This window comes from Saccharospirillum alexandrii, assembly GCF_004000275.1.
In the GTDB taxonomy this organism is placed as follows: domain Bacteria; phylum Pseudomonadota; class Gammaproteobacteria; order Pseudomonadales; family Natronospirillaceae; genus Saccharospirillum; species Saccharospirillum alexandrii.
The window spans coordinates 1131001-1148467 of sequence record NZ_RCIP01000001.1 but is presented as its reverse complement, the minus strand read 5'-3'; the positions used below and the strand labels follow the sequence as shown (position 1 = coordinate 1148467).

The window sequence follows — 17467 nt, the reverse complement described above, 5'->3', positions numbered from 1 at the left end:
CGTTCCGCTTAATCACGACCTTTCACCTCTCCAGTGGCAGCACATCCACCTCAACCGTCAGTTCGTGCGCACCGCCGCCATTCATCACACCGCGCAGGGGCGTGACATCGCCGTAGTCCCGGCCCCAGGCCAGAGTAAGGTAACGTTCGCCGGGCAGGCTGCCGTTGGTCGGGTCGATATCGAGCCAGCCCCAGTTTGGAATGAAGACGCTTAACCAGGCGTGACTCGCATCAGCGCCGACCAGCTTTTCCTGCCCCGGCGGGGGAAAGGTTTCCAAATAACCACTGACGTACCGCGCTGCCAGGCCAATTGAGCGCAGGGCGCCAATTGCCAGATGGGCGAAATCCTGACAAACACCTTTGCGGTCTTTCAATACATCGTCCAGGGGCGTGGCCAGCGTGCTGTACTCAGAGTCGTAGCTGAATTCCTGGTTAATTCGTTGGTTCAGGGCCAGCACCGAGTCACACAGGGAACGTTGCGGCGTGAAGCAGTCGAGTGCGAACTGTCTCAGTGAGTCGCTGCGGTGAATAAACGGAGAGTTCAGGGTGAACAGACGTGCCTCCTGGCTATCCAGGTCTATTGCCGTGGCAATGCCACCGCGGCCCTGTGCCAGTTGTTCAACCACGGCTTCCCAGGCGGTGTGAACCTCATCGCCAGCCGGGGTTGGCCGGGGTTGCGTAGTGACTTGGCTGCGTATCGTAACCTCCAGGCTGTCGTGGATGTCTTGAATGGCGAAGTAGACGATGCGGTTGCCAAAGAAATCGAGCCGCTCATGTTGGCGCAGCGGCGTGGGCGATATCGACAGCCGGGTATTCTTGCAGTGCTGGTAGTCGAGGTCTCTGGGCAGCAGGCGCGCCTCGTTGTGGCTGAGCGTCACCGGACTGCTGTAGTCGTAATGCGTAGTGTGGCGCAGCTGGTATTTCATGTATCGGATCCTTGCAGGGTGACCAGTTGTTTTGGTGTCTCGGCATGGCTGAAGTGGCTGTGGGAAACAGCATCCGACAGGGCACACAGCGGTGTGAGTAACTGGTCGAGCAGGGTTTCCAGTGCAGCCTGGGCTTTGGTTGAGTTCTCCAGATCAGTCAGCGTGTCCAGATCGACGAGGTGCAGGTAGCTGGTGGCCTGAATGATCAGACGCGTTTCCTGGCTGCGAAAGGGGGTGGTTTCCGGATGGGGCAGATGTTCGATCTGGGTTTCCAGGCGTTTCAGCATGTAACCCACCGAGCGGGGGTTGGTTTCATCAAACAGCAACAGATCGAGAATGGCAGCCGGGTACAGTTGCGACCGGTAGCGGCGCCGATAAACCGTTAAGTTATCGGTGGTGGCCAATACCGTTTCCCACAGATCGGTACCCGGTTTGCTGGCGCTGATCATCGCCAGTTTCAACAATTCCAGACTGGCAATGCAGCGTTCGGTAATGCGGCCAATGTCCATAAAACGCCAGCCGAAGTGGTGCGGCATGGTCTCGTTGCAGAGCCCGAAGAAGGCCGCCAGCAGAGTGATAATGTCTTCCAGTTTACGCTGGCCGGCGTTGGCGCCCTGGGTATTCGGTAGATCACTGAACGTCTGGTGTAGGGTATTAATGGTGCGCCAGGCATCGTCACCGAGGTGGTCGCGAACGGCACGGCTGTTGCGCAACATGGCGTTAAACATTCTGGGCAAGCCTTCGTCGTCGGCATTCTGAAACAGCCCCAGCAGGCTCTTACGCAATATCATGAATTGCTCGACTGCCGGTGGGTGCTCGCCCCGTGGATCGGTCGCCGGGTCGTGTTCCGGGTCCAGAGCGTCCGGCAGATCCAGTTTCAGCGCGGTATACAAATCGGGCAACAGAGTGTCGGCCAGACGCAACTGACCTTCCTCGACCAGGCTGGTGAGCGATTCCCGCATCAGGCGCGAGCGGTTGTCGAGGCGTTCGCCGTAGCGGCCGATCCAGAACAGGCTCTCGGCTACCCGGCTGGGTAGATCCATACCGTCACGCGTCACTAGAATGGGCCCTTTGGCGCGTTGCAGTAAGCTGACATGAGGTTGGGCGACCGGTGACAATACCCAAATATCCTTGACGATGGTGCTTTCCATCACCGGCGTTCCCGGCTCAGCCACCCAGGCCAGGCCGCCGGGCATGATGCGATGCTGACGGCTTTCCGGGTCGGATGTGCCGTCACCCGGGTCTGCCAGTGCAAAAAACCGCAGACAGACGGGTTGTGGCGTTACCTTGTTGTCTTTCAGGTTATAACTTGGCGATGAGGCGGGTTTTAACGGTTGCTCGGCCACATAGAGATGAGGCGCCTGCCGGATCGACTGGTGCAGGCTTGCCAGGGCGTCGGGCGTCAGTTCAGCGGGTTTGATGGTTTGGGTGACGTCGTTCACGGCCCGTATCCGCCAGACGCTCAGGTCGTTCAGCACGGTACTGAGGTAAGTCGGTTCACCGCACCAGAGCACGTCGCGGCCGGCCAGTTGCAGGGGTTCACCGAGCAGGTACTGACACAAACCCGGTAAAAAGGCGGCCAGTGCGGGGTGTTCCAGAACACCAACCCCCAGACTGTTGGCGATGGCGACTTCTCCACGGCGGGCGGCTTGCATTAAACCGGGCACGCCGAGCAAGGAATCGCCGCGCAGTTCCAGCGGGTCACACCAGGGGTCGGTCACTTGCCGGACGATGACATCGACAGCCTTCAGGCCACCCAGGGTGCGCATCGACACCTGACCGTCGCGCACCACCAAATCACCGCCTTCCACCAGTGAGAAATTCATGTAGTTGGCGAGCCAGGCGTGTTCAAAGTAGCCCGAACTGCCTGGTCCAGGGGTGAACAATACAATATTGGGGTTCTCGCGGCGGTGCGGCGCCAGTTCCGACAAGCAGCGATGGTAAGCCTGCAGAAAGCCAGCCAGGCGGCTCAGGGGCGCATCCCGGTACAGTCGCGACAGGGCGCGCGAGAGAATAATGCGGTTTTCCAGAGAATAGCCGACGCCGGAGGCGGCTTGCGTCCAGTCGCCCAGCACGCGCCATTCGCCGTGCTCGTTGCGCATCACATCCATGCCCTGAAAAATCACCCTGGGGCGCTCATACAGGTTGCCACTGTCTGCGGCCGGGAACAGCCAGCCCGGGTGGGTATAGATCAGTTCGGAGGGGATAATGCCGTCTTTCAGCACTCGCCGCTCGCCGTACAGATCGGCCACCAGGCATTCCAGTAGCCGGGCCCGTTGCTTAAGGCCTTGTTCCAGCATGGTCCAGCTTTGCGGGCTGATCACGTAAGGGATCGGGTCCAGTTGCCAGGAGCGCAGCTTGCGTACCTCATCTTCGTAAACGTTGAAGGTGACGCCGTTTTCATAGAGGAGGTTCTGGGCTTCGAGGGTCCGTTGTTGCAGGCCATCCAACCCCAGTTCATCCAGTTCTTCAACCAGCGGCTGCCAGCGGGCCCTGAACTGGCCTTCGCGGGTGACCAGGTCATCGTACTGAAGCGTCCCCTGCGGTCGTTCGGCCTGGTAATCCGCTAGTAGGTGTTGCAGCAGGGGGCTGTGCGGGACTGAATTGCGCATGATCGGTCTGTGTCCGCTGGACGATGGGTAAGTGGCCGTGACGGGTTTTCGGGCTGTTGCTCCGAAACCGCTTGAGTCTGGCTGGTAAAGGTTATATCTATGGATGATAAACCAACAGCACCCGACTGAGTACATTATATGCAATTGTTCCGGTGCGAATCCTGTGGTCATCGGGTGTACTTCGAAAACACCCAGTGTACCCAGTGTGGCGCCGCTCTGGGGTTCGACCCGGACCGCTTCGACATGGCGGCGATCAGGCCGTTGGGCAATGGTCGCTGGCAGTCGGTGGCGACCGGCACTCAGGGCAGTGGCGTCTATCGTCAGTGCAGTAATTATGCAGTGCAGGGAGTGTGCAACTGGCTGCTGCCGGATGGGTCACCGGAGGATTTTTGCGTCGCCTGTCGTCTTAACCAGACCATCCCAGACCTAAGTATAAGTGCCAATAAAGTGCTCTGGGCCAGGCTGGAAACCGAAAAACGCCGTCTGGTATACAGCCTGCTGAAACTGAACTTGCCATTGACGCCAAAAACCGATGAACAACAGGGGCTGGCGTTTCAGTTTTTGGCCGATACAGCGCCCCGGTTCAATGAAAGTGGCCGGGTGATGACCGGCCATGAAGATGGTGTGATCACCCTGAACATTGCCGAGGCCGATCCGGTTGCGCGCGAAGCCATGCGCAGCCAAATGGCGGAGCCCTATCGCACCATTCTGGGGCATTTTAGGCACGAATCCGGGCATTATTACTGGGACCGATTAGTCTGGAATACGCCCTGGCTCGAGTCGTTCCGACAGTGTTTCGGCGATGAACGACAGGATTACAGCCAGGCACTCGATACCGTGTACAGCCAGGGCGCAATTGCAAACTGGCAGGAGCATCACGTTAGCGCCTATGCCAGTGCCCACCCCTGGGAAGACTGGGCGGAAACCTGGGCCCATTACCTGCACATGGTCGATACCCTGGAAACCGCCTACCAGTTCGGGTTGAGCCTGCAACCCAGGGTGACCGAAAACGCCGAAACGAGTGCGGAACAGGACTTTAATCCCTATTTCGATACGCACATAGATCGTCTGCTGGAGCACTGGTTACCGTTAACCTATGCTCTAAATAGCTTGAACCGAAGCATGGGACATGGCGATTTGTACCCTTTTGTGCTTTCACCCGGTGCAGTGCGCAAGCTCAGCCTGGTGCACGACATCATTCACCGGGCGACGCCACCGCTCACCGCCGATTCAGTGGTTTAGCCAGAGTTAACTGGCGTAGCAATTGCTACGTCAAACTCATACTCTCAAGGATTGGAATCATGACCCTTCGCGTTGCGCTCAAGCACTCCACCCGCTACGCCTTCGACCGGTCCGTCGCGCTCAGCCCGCACCTGATCCGTTTGAAACCAGCGCCGCACTGCCGGACACCCATTGATGCCTATTCGTTAAACGTCAGCGGTGGCCCGCATTTTATTAACTGGCAACAGGACCCGTTCGGCAATCATCTGGCCCGCGTAGTGTTCCCCGACAAAGTCCGATTTCTGCAAGTGGATGTGGAACTGATCGCACCGATGACGGTGATCAACCCCTTCGACTTTTTTCTGGAAGACTACGCCGAAGCGTTTCCGTTTAACTACCCGGCCGCCTTGAAAAAAGAGCTGACCCCTTACCTTGAAGTCACTGAAGACGGCCCTTTGCTGAAACAGTGGCTGAGCAGCGTCAGTCTCGATAAGCGACCGACCGCCGATTTTCTCGTCAGCATCAACCAGCGCCTGCAACAGGACATCGAGTATCTGGTGCGCATGGAACCCGGTGTGCAAGACTCCGATGTAACGCTCGACATCAAACGCGGCTCCTGCCGGGATTCCGCCTGGCTGCTGGTGCAAATCTTCCGGCATCTGGGCCTGGCGGCGCGTTTTGTCTCCGGTTATCTGATCCAGTTGAAAGCCGATCAGCAAGCGCTCGATGGCCCGTCGGGAACCGAGGTCGACTTCACCGACCTGCACGCCTGGACCGAGGTGTTCATTCCCGGTGCCGGCTGGATCGGGCTGGATCCCACCTCGGGGCTGTTTGCCGGCGAAGGGCACATTCCCCTGGCAGCCACCCCGGAACCGACCAGCGCCGCGCCCATCACCGGTGCCAGTGATAAAAGCGAGGTCGAGTTCAACTTTTCAATGAGCGTGACCCGCATTCACGAAGACCCCCGGGTAACGCGGCCCTACAGCGAAGACCAATGGCAGGGCATTCTCGCGCTGGGCGACAAGGTAGATGATCAACTGAACCAGCAGGATTTGCGGCTCACCATGGGCGGCGAACCGACCTTCGTTTCCATCGATGACATGGACGCCCCTGAGTGGACCATTGCTGCTTTGGGCGACGACAAACGCCGCCTGTCGGAAACCCTGCTGCACAAACTGCGTGCTGAATTTGCGCCGGGCAGTCTCGTGCATTACCAGCAGGGCAAATGGTACCCCGGCGAACCCTTACCGCGCTGGGCGCTGGCCTGTTACTGGCGCAAGGATGGCAAAGCTCTCTGGCAAAATGAACAATGGCTGGCGACCTTTAACGAATCAACTGCAACCGAGGGTAAAACCAAGGCCGCACCGGTCAGCATTGCTACGGCCAGAACCTTCGCTGCCCTGGTCGCCAATCGGCTTGGCGTACGTGACCGTTTTCTGGTTCCCGGTTATGAAGACGCCTACCACTATTTGCTGCAGGAAGCGCAGCAACCGACCGATGTGGATTTAAGCAGGGAAGACCTGAAAGACAGAGGCAATCGGCGTCGCCTGGCGGCCTTGCTGCAACGCGGTTTGGATGAAATTACCGGTTTTGTGTTACCCCTTGGGCGTGATGTGCGTCGCGATCGCTGGCAATCCAGCGAGTGGCCACTGCGCCGCGAGGCCCTCTATCTGATTCCGGGCGACTCGCCCATGGGGTTGCGTTTGCCGCTGGACAGCCTGCCCGAAGCCAACCGGGCTGAAGAGCATCAGCCACCCAGTGCCTTTGAATTACGCCAGCCACTGGCTGACATTCATGGCGAAGTGGCGGCGCGTTATACCGCCTGGCAGAAAGACACTGGCACCCCACATCCGGTGAGTGAACAACACCTTGATCAGCCCGCGTTAACGGATGAGGCCGAGGGCATCATTCACACCGCACTCTGTGTGGAACCGAGAGATGGTCAGCTTTTTGTCTTTATGCCACCCGTTGCCCGACTCGAAGACTACATTGACCTGCTGGCCAGCGTTGAACAGACCGCCGCGGAATTGAAGCTGCCGGTCGGCATTGAGGGCTATCCGCCGCCTTCAGACCCGCGCCTGGAAAAATTCATGATTACCCCCGACCCGGGCGTGATTGAAGTCAACATTATGCCGGCCAGCAACTGGCCCGATGTGGTTCGGGTGACCGAAACCATTTATGAAGCCGCCCGGCAGACCCGGTTGGGTGCCGATAAATTCATGCTCGACGGCCGCCACACCGGAACCGGTGGGGGTAATCACGTCACACTTGGCGGCGCCACGCCAACGGATTCGCCGTTCCTGCGCCGGCCCGACTTGCTGGCCAGTATGGTCACTTACTGGCAGCACCACCCGGCACTGTCGTATCTGTTTACCGGCATGTTCATGGGCCCGACCAGTCAGGCGCCGCGCATCGACGAAGCGCGCCATGAAGCGCTGTATGAACTGGAAATTGCTTTTCAGCAAATGCCACCGGGCGAGGTACCGCAGCCCTGGCTGGTGGATCGGCTGTTGCGCAACTTGCTGACCGATATTACCGGCAATACCCACCGCGCTGAGTTCTGCATCGATAAACTCTACTCGCCGGACAGTGCCACCGGACGCCTGGGTCTGGTCGAATTGCGCGGCTTTGAAATGCCGCCGCATGCACGCATGAGTGTGATGCAGCAGTTGCTGATCCGGGCGCTGGTCGCCCGGTTCGCCGCCGACCCTTACCGCAAACCGCTGGTGCGCTGGGGGACAGCGCTGCACGACCGGTGGCTGTTGCCGCATTATTTGTGGGCCGACATGCTCGATATTCTCACCGACTTGCGCGACCACGGGTTCGATTTCGACCCCGACTGGCTCGCGCCCTTCCTGGAATTTCGGTTCCCGCTTTATGGCCAGGTGCAATACGACCAGATCTCACTGGAACTGCGGCAGGCGATCGAACCCTGGCATGTGCTGGGCGAGGAAGTCAGTGGCGGTGGTACTGCACGTTATGTCGACTCGTCCGTTGAACGGTTACAGGTGAAGGTCAGTGGCCTGACACCGGAGCGCCATGTGCTGACCTGCAACGGTCGCCCGGTTCCGCTGCATGCCACCGACACCAAGGGTGAAGCCGTGGCCGGGGTACGTTTTCGGGCCTGGCAGCCTCCGTCAGCTCTGCATCCAATGATTCCGGTGCATGCGCCGCTGGTGTTCGACATCGTTGATACCTGGAATGACCGCTCACTGGGCGGTTGTACCTATCACGTGTCACACCCGGCAGGTCGGAATTACGAGCACTTTCCGGTTAACGCCAACGAAGCCGAGGCGCGCAGACTGGCCCGGTTCTGGTCGCACGGCCATACCCAGGGTCCATTACCGGTAACTGCATCGGTACCGCGCGGGGAATACCCTCACACCCTGGATATGCGCTTCGATCACCTACGCGAAGCGGCACTCAAATCGGGCCGTACAGGCCAATGAACGGGCGCGTAAAGGAGAACCATCGATGAGTAAAATAAATTGGTCGGAATACGCCTGTAAGGGGTTTTACGATGAGCTGCTGGCTCAACCCGGCGTGCCGCATCCGGCTGCAAAAATGCTGTGTGATTATCTGGCCGAGCTCGGTGGCCGTGAACTGGCCGAACTGAAAAACGCCTCGGAAGTGGCGATTCAGGTGATGGGGATTACCTTCACCGTCTATTCCGAAGGCAACATGATCGACCGCGCCTGGCCGTTCGATATTGTACCGCGAATCATACCGCTCGATGAGTGGCAGCGCACCGAAGCCGGCCTCAAGCAACGGGTCCAAGCCCTGAACCTGTTCATCAACGATCTGTATCACGATCAGAAGATCATTCGCGACAAGGTGTTTCCGGCTGAAGTGCTGGCGCAGTCGGCGAACTTCCGCAAACAGTGCGTGGGCATCAACCCGCCCAATAATATCTGGGCGCATATTTGCGGGTCGGACCTGGTGCGTGACAAAGACGGTACCCTCTATGTGCTGGAAGACAACTTGCGGGTGCCTTCCGGTGTGTCGTACATGCTTGAAAACCGCAACGTCACCAAGCGCATTCTGCCCGAGTTGTTTGCCACCGGGAAAATTCAGCCAGTGGACGATTACACCGGTCAGCTTTACGACATGCTGGCCTCCATGTCGCCACGGCCAGGCGATGATCCGCAAATCGTGGTGATGACACCGGGTATCTATAATTCAGCCTATTTCGAACACTCCTATCTCGCCCAGCAAATGGGGGTCGAGCTGGTCGAGGGCTCCGACCTGGTGGTCGATGATGACGATGTCGTTCACATGCTGACCGTCAATGGGCTCAAAAGGGTGGATGTGATTTATCGCCGGGTAGACGATCTGTTTCTGGATCCGGAGGTCTTTCATCCGGACTCGGCACTGGGGGTGCCCGGCCTGATGCGCGCCTGGCGCAGTGGCAAGGTAGCACTGGTCAATGCGCCGGGTGCTGGTGTCGCCGATGACAAGGTAGTCTATGCCTTTGTGCCCGAGATCATTCGCTACTACCTCGATCAGGAACCGCTGCTGGCCAACGTGCCCAGCTACCTGTGCATGCGCGACGACGACCGCCGTTATGTGCTCGATCATCTGCATGAGCTGGTGGTGAAGCCCGCTAACGAGTCGGGTGGTTACGGCATGCTGGTTGGCCCGCATTCTACTAAAAAGGAACGGGAAAAGTTCGCTGAACTGATCAAGGCCGACCCGCGCAATTACATGGCGCAGCCGACGCTTAAATTATCGACAACCCCCACGCTGATCGACGATCAGCTGGAACCCCGCCACGTGGATTTGCGCCCCTTTATTTTGTCTGGCAAGGGCAGTACCTATGTGACCACAGGTGGTTTGACTCGGGTGGCGCTGACCAAGGGGTCGCTGGTGGTGAACTCGTCTCAGGGTGGCGGCAGTAAAGACACCTGGATTGTGGATTTGAACTGATGCGGTCCACACTGGACCAAACCGAGGTGATTTATGCTTTCTCGTGTTGCTGAAAATATATACTGGCTGGCACGCTACCTGGAGCGTGCGGAAGACACCGCCCGACTGATCAACGTCACCAGTAATTTGTTGCTCGATTTTCCAAAAACCACCCGGCTGGACTGGGACTCGCTGGTGACCATTACCGGGGCGGAAGATGTATTCGACGAGCATTATGAAACGCGCAGTGCGGATAATGTTCTGAATTTTCTCTGTGTTGATCTGCATTATTCAGGGTCAATCATTTCGTCGCTGGAGTCAGCGCGCGAAAACCTGCGCACCACGCGCGATATAATGCCACGCGAAGTCTGGGAGGAGTTGAATACGCTCTACCTGGATACGCTGAAACAGGTGGAAGCGGGCATTACCTCGCGCAAGCGGGATGCGTTCATGAAGCGCGTTATTCGCAGTTGCCAGGCGATCAATGGCCTGATCGAAGGTTCGCTGAGCCACACGCAGGTGCACACCTTTCTGATGCTTGGCCGTAACCTGGAGCGTGCCGATATGACGACGCGCATCATCGATGTGCGCTCGGCCAACCTGCTGCCTCGCAGCCCGGATGATCTGACACCCTTCGAGAATCTACAGTGGATGAGCGTGCTGAAATCGCTGACCGGCTACCAGATGTACCGCCAACAAGTGCGGTTGCGCGTGCGCGGCCCGGATGTGCTGCGTTTTCTGTTGCAGGATGCACTCTTCCCCCGTGCGGTAGCCAGTTGCCTTGGCCAGCTATCCTTCGAACTGGAAGACTTGCCACGGCACGAGGAGGTACAGGCCCTGGTGGATGATTTGCTACCGCGCCTGGTCAATGCCAACATGGAAAAGATGGCACACACGCCCGATCTGCTGCACGATTTTATTGATACACTGCAAATCTCGTTCAACGAATTGCACCAGGCCATCGCTGATCACTATTTCAGCGGCGAGTATCGGGGGCAGTCTCAGAGCCAGTCCGACGTTGCCTGAGGTTTGTTGGTTGCCAGGGGTTCGTGCCTGGCACCGGGTATGCTCATTGCCGGGAGTTCGTGCCAGGCACCGGGTATGCCTAACCGGGGTCGGCGTGAATCCGTCCGTGGAGCCTAGGCCGCAACATCCCTGTTGCGGACTACCCCAGTTAGGCATACCCGGTACCCGGCACTTGGCGTTGTGGGAAAGCCAGGATTTGAAACACTGATTACCGGAAATCGGATGGTATTATGACTTCAGCATTGATCGACCTTGCTATTAAAGCCCCCAAAGTCGAACTGCACTTGCACATTGAAGGTAGCCTGGAACCAGAGCTAATGTTTGCATTAGCCGAGCGCAACGGCATTACCTTGCCCTATGCCGACATTGAGGCAGTGCGTGAAGCTTATCAGTTTGGCAATCTGCAGGAATTTCTCGATCTGTATTACCAGGGTATGTCGGTGTTGCAAACTGAAGCCGATTTTTATGACCTTACCTGGGCCTATCTGAAACGAATTCATGCCGACAACGTCGTTCATACCGAAGTCATGTTTGACCCCCAGGCACATCTGGAGCGGGGCATTGCGTTTGACACTGTGCTTAATGGCATCGAACGAGCGCTGCAGCAGGGTGAGCGGGAGCTGGGTATCAGCTATCGGTTGATCCTGTCGTTTCTGCGGCATCTATCCGAAGACAGCGCTTTTGAGACCCTGGCCATTGCTGAGCCGTATCTGGATCGAATTCATGCTGTAGGGCTGGATTCTGGTGAGAAGGGCCACCCGCCGGCGAAGTTTGAGCGTGTGTTTGCGCGCTGTCGGGAATTGGGGTTGATCATCACCGTCCATGCCGGTGAAGAGGGGCCGCCGGAGTATGTCTGGCAGGCGATTGATCAGCTTGAAGTAGACCGGATCGACCATGGAAACCGTGCGATGGAAGACCCGGCGCTGGTGCAGGCGCTGGTAGATCGTGGTTATACGCTGACGGTTTGCCCGCTATCGAATCACAAGCTGCAGGTTATTGATGATCTTAAGCAGCACCCGATAACTACCATGCTGGCCGCCGGTTTGAAAGCCACCATCAATTCCGACGATCCGGCCTATTTTGGTGGTTATGTGAACGATAATTACTGTGTGCTGATTGACCACGGCCTGATCAACCGAGACCAATTGCTCACGCTCCTGGAAAATGGGTTTGACGGTGCCTGGATTGACGACACCACCCGGGCAGCGCACAAGGCCAGGCTGGCTCAGGTATTTGCCTGACAGTCCTACTATTGTTCGATGGTAGTAGAGTCTGTGAGGGGTAAGCTGGGCGCTAACAAAGCGCCCGGAGAGCGTTCATGTCACAGTCTTTATCGGCCGATCCATTCGATTACATCGTTGTTGGCGCCGGCACCGCCGGGTGCCTGCTGGCCAATCGGCTCAGTGCGAACCCCGAAAACCGGGTGTTGCTGATTGAAGCCGGTGGTCGGGACAATTATCACTGGATACACATTCCCGTCGGTTACCTCTATTGCATCAATAACCCCCGCACAGACTGGCTTTATCGTACCGAGCCGGACCAGGGGCTGAATGGCCGCGCACTGATCTACCCGCGCGGCAAAACACTGGGCGGATGCTCCAGCATCAACGGCATGATTTACATGCGCGGGCAAGCCCGGGATTACGATGGCTGGGCCCGGGTGGTTGGCGATGAGGCCTGGCGCTGGGATAATTGCCTGCCGGATTTTATGCGCCACGAAAATCACTACCGACTGGATCCCGGTGCCGATGCAGATGAAAGTCACCGGGACTTTCACGGCCATGGCGGTGAGTGGCGTATTGAAAAACAGCGGCTTAACTGGCCGGTGCTGGATGATTTTGCGGCCGCTATGGTACAGGCCGGTATTCCCTACACCCGCGATTTCAATCGTGGCGACAATGAAGGGGTCGACTATTTCGAGGTTAACCAGCGAAAGGGGTGGCGTTGGAACACGGCCAAGGCGTTTTTGCGCGATATTCGACACCGGTCCAATTTGAGTGTCTGGGATTCGGCGCAGGTGTTGAAGTTGAATGTCGAGCCCGGCATTGACGGTCAGCCACACTGCGTAGGAGTGATGCTCGAACGGAACCGGCAGACCCGTTCAGTACAGGCCCGACGCGAAGTGGTATTGTCGGCCGGGGCGATCGGGTCGCCACAGTTGTTGCAGGTGTCGGGTATTGGCCCGGCCACTCTGTGTCAGTCTCACGGAATCGAGGTGGTAAAAGATCTGCCCGGTGTCGGCGAAAACCTTCAGGATCATCTGCAAATTCGTTCGGTCTACCGGGTCAGCGGCGCCAAAACATTGAACACCATGGCCAGTTCCTGGCCGGGCAAGGCGCGCATTGGGCTGGAGTACCTGTTTACCCGCTCCGGTCCGATGAGTATGGCGCCCTCGCAACTGGGAGCTTTTACCCGCAGTTCGCCTGACTATCAGCACCCCAATCTCGAATACCATGTTCAGCCGCTGAGTCTCGATGCCTTTGGTCAGCCGCTGCACCCTTACCCGGCGATCACCGCGAGCGTCTGCAACCTGAACCCGACCAGCCGTGGCCGGGTTCAGATTCGCAGCAGTGATGCGCGCATGGCGCCCGGCATCGCTCCCAATTACCTGAGTTCAGAGGAAGACCGCAAAGTGGCCGCCGATTCTCTGCGGGTAACCCGTCGCATTGCCTCCCAGCCAGCCTTTGCCAAATACAAGCCGCAGGAAATTAAGCCCGGCCTTGAATATCAGACTGACGACGAACTGGTGAAGTTGGCCGGTGACATCGGTACTACGATTTTCCACCCGGTGGGTACCACTAAAATGGGCGCTGTCGATGACCCGTTGGCGGTGGTTGACGCCCACTTGAAGGTGTGGGGTGTAGGTGGTTTGCGCGTGGTGGATGCGGGCATCATGCCCAGCATTGTCAGCGGTAACACCAACTCACCGACACTGATGATCGCAGAAAAAGCCGCCTCCTGGATTCTGGCCGGTGAGTAGGGAACTTACTGGTCTGTCTGGGGCGGCTGCCGGCTGACCAGTTTGTCAATGCCTTCGCTGTTGCGAAGATGGATGTCGATCTGTTGAAAGGCAATCTCGATACCCGCCAGTTTGAATTCCCGGTCGATGTAGCGGTTAATTTCGTCGATCACGGGGTTTCTGTCCTGCAGTTCCTTCACATGAATGCGCAATTCATGGTCCAGTGTGCTGGCCCCGAAATTGAGAAACAGAACCTGGGGTTCCGGATCATCCAGCACGCGGTGGTTTTCCCTGGCGGCACTGAGCAGTAGCGCTCGTGTTTTATCGAGGTCTGATCCATAGGCAACGCCGACCCGGACGATAACCCGGGTGACGGTATCGGTAAGCGACCAGTTAATGAGCTGATCGGTCACAAAGGTTTTGTTGGGGACGATGATGTCTTTGCGATCAAAGTCGGTAATGGTGGTGGCCCGAATGCGAATCTGGCGGACCACGCCTGATAAATCACCCAGGGTTACGATATCGCCAATGCGTATAGGCCGTTCAAACAGTAGGATCAGCCCGGAGACGAAGTTGGCAAAAATCTCCTGCAACCCAAAGCCAAGCCCGACACTGAGGGCGGCCACCAGCCACTGCAGTTTATCCCAGCTTACTCCCAAGCTGGACAACGCCAGCACCAGGCCAATACCGGTAATGATGTAGTTGAGCAGGGTGGTCATGGCATAGGCGCTGCCTTGCCGCAAACTGAGCCGGGATAGCACCAGCATCTCCAGCAGGCCGGGCAGGTTGGCGGCAAGAAACAGTGACAGCGAGACGATGAAGAAGAAAGAAGCCAGATCCAGCAGGCTCATGCTGCCCGGGCTTTCAGCGCTGCCGTACTGCCAGATGACCAGTGAGTCGAGATAGCCAAATACTCCGACCAGATCAGCCCATACCCAATACAGCAAACCACCAAAACCGGTGAGCAGCAGAAAGCGAACCAGTCGCTGGGTTTGTTGCCGCACTTGCAGCAGTTCGGCCGTGGTGTCGGGCAACGGCTCCTGAATTTTGTCCGGGTCTTTGGCGCGTTGCGCTTCGCGCTGTTCCCTTAGCACCTGGTTTTCGGCTTCCCGCTGCAGGCGCAGGCGGTTGCTGGAGACGTCAATGGCCCGGCGTGCGCTGGCCTCCGCAATGACCCAGCCGCTGAGAACATAAAAGGTGGCCAGAAAGCGCCCGGTCAGTTGAAGGCTGGTGTAGTAATACCCCGACAACGTCAGCACCACCAGGCTCAGTGGTAGCAGCACCAGAACCAGATTGAGTACCCAGCGCACTCCGGCCGGGGCGAAACCGGGTGGTAGCTGTTTTAGCAGTACGCGGAAGTAATAGGCGACCAAAGCACCCGCCACAATCAGGATGACAGGCCCCAGCACGTCATTGCTCAACGTCGCACCCTGTTGAACGGCCAGCGTTAATACCGCACTGGTCGGTAGCAGCACCCAGGCAAAGCGTCGAACAAAGGTGCGCAGCGTTTTTCGGGCGTGGTCCGGCCACTGAAAGTCGACCTCGGCGATCTGTCCGGGCGCCAGGATGCTGCGCAAAAATTGCACGACGAACAAGCTCAGCGCAATGGCGGTCAGGGCCGGGCCCAACACCAGAGTGTCGGTTTCCTGAGTGCCTGAGAGCAGGTTCCCGATGGCCAGCAAAGCCAGGCTGGCGGGTGCTGTAATCGCCGCAGTCAATGCCAGCGCCACCAGTGTGGACCAGGGGCTGGAGTTCGTCGTTTCTGCGTCCGATGTTGGCTCTGCCCGGGGTGAAGTTGGGTAGAAGGCGGCAGTACCCGTTTTTAACGTTGTTGCCAGTGCCGTTTTCAAACGAGGTTGCAGCCAGTACAAGGCGATAGCCGGCAGAAACAGCAGCGTGCCCAGCCATTGCCAGAGCGACAGGTCACCCGGCGTCAGGCTGACGGAGAACTGGGCAGGCAGGCGGGTAAGTTGATCCACCAAAGCACCGGGGGCGGTGGTGAACCAACCGAGGCCGATGGCCGGGTTGCTCGGTATCCAGAACAGCTGTTCAATAATGCTGGAGCGAACCCGGTCAGCCGTCGCTGTAAGCTCTTGCTGGGCCTGTTGCAGGCTGACCGCAGTCACTACCAACTCCTGCAAGTGGTCCTGCAATTCAGACAGTCGCAAGTCGGCCGGGTAGTCACTTGGGTTGTCCTGTATCTCCCGTTGTTGCTGGCTCACCGTAAACTGTCTCAGTCGCGCATCGGCGATCAGATCAGAAAGCCCGGGGTCGAAATCGAAATTGGGCAGGTTGGTGTTTTGTTCCTGCAGTACGCGGAACACCTGGCCACTGCCTCTCAGGGCAACGATATGCTCATTCAATGCGGCTTCATTGGTCAGCAATCGGGCATGTTGTCGTTGAACGGAACTCAGCCGCTGGTTCAACTGGTTGGTCTGCGTGCCTAGCGAGTCCAGCGTTTCCTGGATGCTGGCATTGGTCGTGTACTCTGCCAATACCGACGGGCTGAGCAGTAAACTCAGGGTGAGTAGCCAAAGCCCTGTGTTGCATCTTAATTGCTTGAGCATTTCCCGGTCCGAGCCATAGGAGTTGCGGATCAGTCTATCGTGGTTTCGATGAAGTTGTCTGCTTTACCGATGGTTTCAAACCGGATTGCACAGCCACGGTCAGCGCGCAATAATCCTACTAATGAGACCATGACAGCGAGCCAGACAATGACCGTCAGTAAACCACAGACTAAACCAGACTTCCTGATTCGGATCGATGACCTGACCGGACCCGAAATAGCTCAGCTACTGGAAGAGCATCTGGCGGACATGAATGCCACCTCTCCCCCGGAAAGCAAGCATGCCCTGGATCTGGATGGCCTCAAGCAACCGGATGTCACTTTCTGGACGCTTTGGGCAGCCGACAATGAAGGGCAGGGCGAACAGCTCGCCGGGTGCTGTGCACTGAAGCGACTGACGGCGGAACAGGGTGAAATCAAATCGATGCGCACAGCAACGGCTTTTCGGCGCCAGGGCGTCGCCCAGCGTTTACTGCAGCATTTGCTGGAACAGGCAAAAGTTCAGCAGCTGACTCGCCTAAGCCTGGAAACCGGCTCCATGGACTATTTCGCAGCGGCCCGGGCACTCTATAGCCGCTTCGGCTTCGAAGCGTGCCCGCCGTTTGGCGACTATGTTGAAGACCCAAACAGTGTGTTTATGACGCGGCTTGTTTAGTTCGGTGGTTAGGTTGACTGTATAGCCGTTCGTTCGTGCCCGGTGGCCAGCACTTGATCCTGCGATTGCACTAAGTTCGAAACATACAAAAACAAGAGGTTCAAAATGACTAATGCATTAAATGCCGTCTCTGGTGGTTGTCTTTGCGGTGCAGTTCGTTTTGCTGTCAACGGGCCGGTGTCGGCTTTTCACCTGTGTCATTGCGACCGATGCCGGCATTCAACCGGGTCGGCTTTTGCCGCTAATTTGTTTACCGTGCCGGAAGCCATTAGCTGGGAGCAGGGTGAGGATCAGATCAAACGGTTTGAATTGCCGACAGCCAAACACTGGACGCGGCAGTTCTGTGCGACCTGCGGGTCTGCGCTGCCCTATGTGAACCGCAGTGGTAAGTTTCTGGTGGTACCCGCCGGTAGCCTGGATGGGGACCCGGCGGTGACGCCGGACGATCGCATTTTCTGGTCGGAGCGTCCGCATTGGGTCGACGCTATCGGGGAGTCACCGGTTTTTGATCGGTACCCTACTCGCTGAACTCCGCGAGCGAGATTGGTCAAGCTCCGGAGATCTCAATAGGCTAGCGACGGGTGGTAGGGGTGCTCAT

Annotated in this window: 11 protein-coding genes; 8 read left to right on the top strand and 3 right to left on the bottom strand. The window is 57.8% G+C overall.

Annotated features, from left to right (window positions below):
* Positions 1–22 precede the first annotated feature (22 nt).
* Together EP166_RS05220 and EP166_RS05215 are read right to left on the bottom strand one after the other, a co-directional pair.
* Positions 23–925 (bottom strand): transglutaminase family protein, encoded by a 903-nt coding sequence (locus EP166_RS05220; protein ID WP_127555720.1) that lies wholly within the window; start codon positions 923–925, stop codon positions 23–25.
* A complete protein-coding gene (locus EP166_RS05215) occupies positions 922–3537 on the bottom strand; it encodes a circularly permuted type 2 ATP-grasp protein (protein ID WP_164743824.1) in 2616 nt (871 codons plus the stop codon). Before EP166_RS05215 ends, EP166_RS05220 begins: the two co-directional genes overlap by 4 nt.
* A 138-nt stretch (positions 3538–3675) precedes the next feature.
* On the opposite strand from EP166_RS05215, the gene EP166_RS05210 reads away from it, so the two are divergent.
* The 6 genes from EP166_RS05210 (at position 3676) to EP166_RS05185 (ending at position 13669) form a co-directional block, all read left to right on the top strand.
* A complete protein-coding gene (locus EP166_RS05210; protein ID WP_127555718.1) occupies positions 3676–4779 on the top strand; it encodes a zinc-binding metallopeptidase family protein in 1104 nt (367 codons plus the stop codon).
* Positions 4780–4838: 59 nt separating this feature from the next.
* Complete coding sequence (locus EP166_RS05205; RefSeq protein ID WP_127555717.1) at positions 4839–8207, top strand: transglutaminase family protein; 3369 nt, start codon at positions 4839–4841, stop codon at positions 8205–8207.
* 25 nt (positions 8208–8232) lie between these two features.
* A complete protein-coding gene (locus EP166_RS05200) occupies positions 8233–9684 on the top strand; it encodes a circularly permuted type 2 ATP-grasp protein (RefSeq protein WP_127555716.1) in 1452 nt (483 codons plus the stop codon).
* Positions 9685–9717: 33 nt separating this feature from the next.
* The gene (locus EP166_RS05195; RefSeq protein ID WP_127555715.1) at positions 9718–10689 is read left to right on the top strand and encodes an alpha-E domain-containing protein; all 972 of its coding nucleotides are present in this window, start codon (positions 9718–9720) and stop codon (positions 10687–10689) included.
* 230 nt (positions 10690–10919) lie between these two features.
* Positions 10920–11930, top strand: coding sequence for an adenosine deaminase (locus tag EP166_RS05190; RefSeq protein ID WP_127555714.1), 1011 nt, complete (start codon positions 10920–10922; stop codon positions 11928–11930).
* A gap of 77 nt (positions 11931–12007) precedes the next feature.
* Complete coding sequence (locus EP166_RS05185; protein ID WP_127555713.1) at positions 12008–13669, top strand: GMC family oxidoreductase; 1662 nt, start codon at positions 12008–12010, stop codon at positions 13667–13669.
* Between the two features lie 5 nt (positions 13670–13674).
* Here EP166_RS05185 and EP166_RS05180 read toward each other — a convergent pair whose 3' ends face one another.
* Positions 13675–16215: a mechanosensitive ion channel domain-containing protein gene (locus EP166_RS05180; RefSeq protein WP_127555712.1), complete on the bottom strand. Its 2541-nt coding sequence runs from the start codon at positions 16213–16215 to the stop codon at positions 13675–13677.
* A gap of 147 nt (positions 16216–16362) precedes the next feature.
* Here EP166_RS05180 and EP166_RS05175 point away from each other — a divergent pair, with 147 nt between their 5' ends.
* Both EP166_RS05175 and EP166_RS05170 read left to right on the top strand, forming a co-directional pair.
* Positions 16363–16869 carry a GNAT family N-acetyltransferase gene (locus EP166_RS05175; protein WP_127555711.1) on the top strand — a complete coding sequence of 169 codons (507 nt, stop codon included), beginning with the start codon at positions 16363–16365 and terminating at the stop codon, positions 16867–16869.
* A 105-nt stretch (positions 16870–16974) separates the two neighbouring features.
* Positions 16975–17397 (top strand): GFA family protein, encoded by a 423-nt coding sequence (locus EP166_RS05170; protein WP_127555710.1) that lies wholly within the window; start codon positions 16975–16977, stop codon positions 17395–17397.
* Positions 17398–17467: the final 70 nt, after the last annotated feature.

Bases quoted from the DNA above. Each gene is read 5' to 3' on its own strand.
- EP166_RS05200 (WP_127555716.1), top strand. From the start codon at position 8,233: ATGAGTAAAATAAATTGGTCGGAATACGCCTGTAAGGGGTTTTACGAT.
- EP166_RS05215 (WP_164743824.1), bottom strand. From the start codon at position 3,537: ATGCGCAATTCAGTCCCGCACAGCCCCCTGCTGCAACACCTACTAGCG.
- EP166_RS05220 (WP_127555720.1), bottom strand. From the start codon at position 925: ATGAAATACCAGCTGCGCCACACTACGCATTACGACTACAGCAGTCCG.
- EP166_RS05175 (WP_127555711.1), top strand. From the start codon at position 16,363: ATGACCGTCAGTAAACCACAGACTAAACCAGACTTCCTGATTCGGATC.
- EP166_RS05205 (WP_127555717.1), top strand. From the start codon at position 4,839: ATGACCCTTCGCGTTGCGCTCAAGCACTCCACCCGCTACGCCTTCGAC.
- EP166_RS05170 (WP_127555710.1), top strand. From the start codon at position 16,975: ATGACTAATGCATTAAATGCCGTCTCTGGTGGTTGTCTTTGCGGTGCA.
- EP166_RS05185 (WP_127555713.1), top strand. From the start codon at position 12,008: ATGTCACAGTCTTTATCGGCCGATCCATTCGATTACATCGTTGTTGGC.
- EP166_RS05180 (WP_127555712.1), bottom strand. From the start codon at position 16,215: ATGCTCAAGCAATTAAGATGCAACACAGGGCTTTGGCTACTCACCCTG.
- EP166_RS05210 (WP_127555718.1), top strand. From the start codon at position 3,676: ATGCAATTGTTCCGGTGCGAATCCTGTGGTCATCGGGTGTACTTCGAA.
- EP166_RS05195 (WP_127555715.1), top strand. From the start codon at position 9,718: ATGCTTTCTCGTGTTGCTGAAAATATATACTGGCTGGCACGCTACCTG.
- EP166_RS05190 (WP_127555714.1), top strand. From the start codon at position 10,920: ATGACTTCAGCATTGATCGACCTTGCTATTAAAGCCCCCAAAGTCGAA.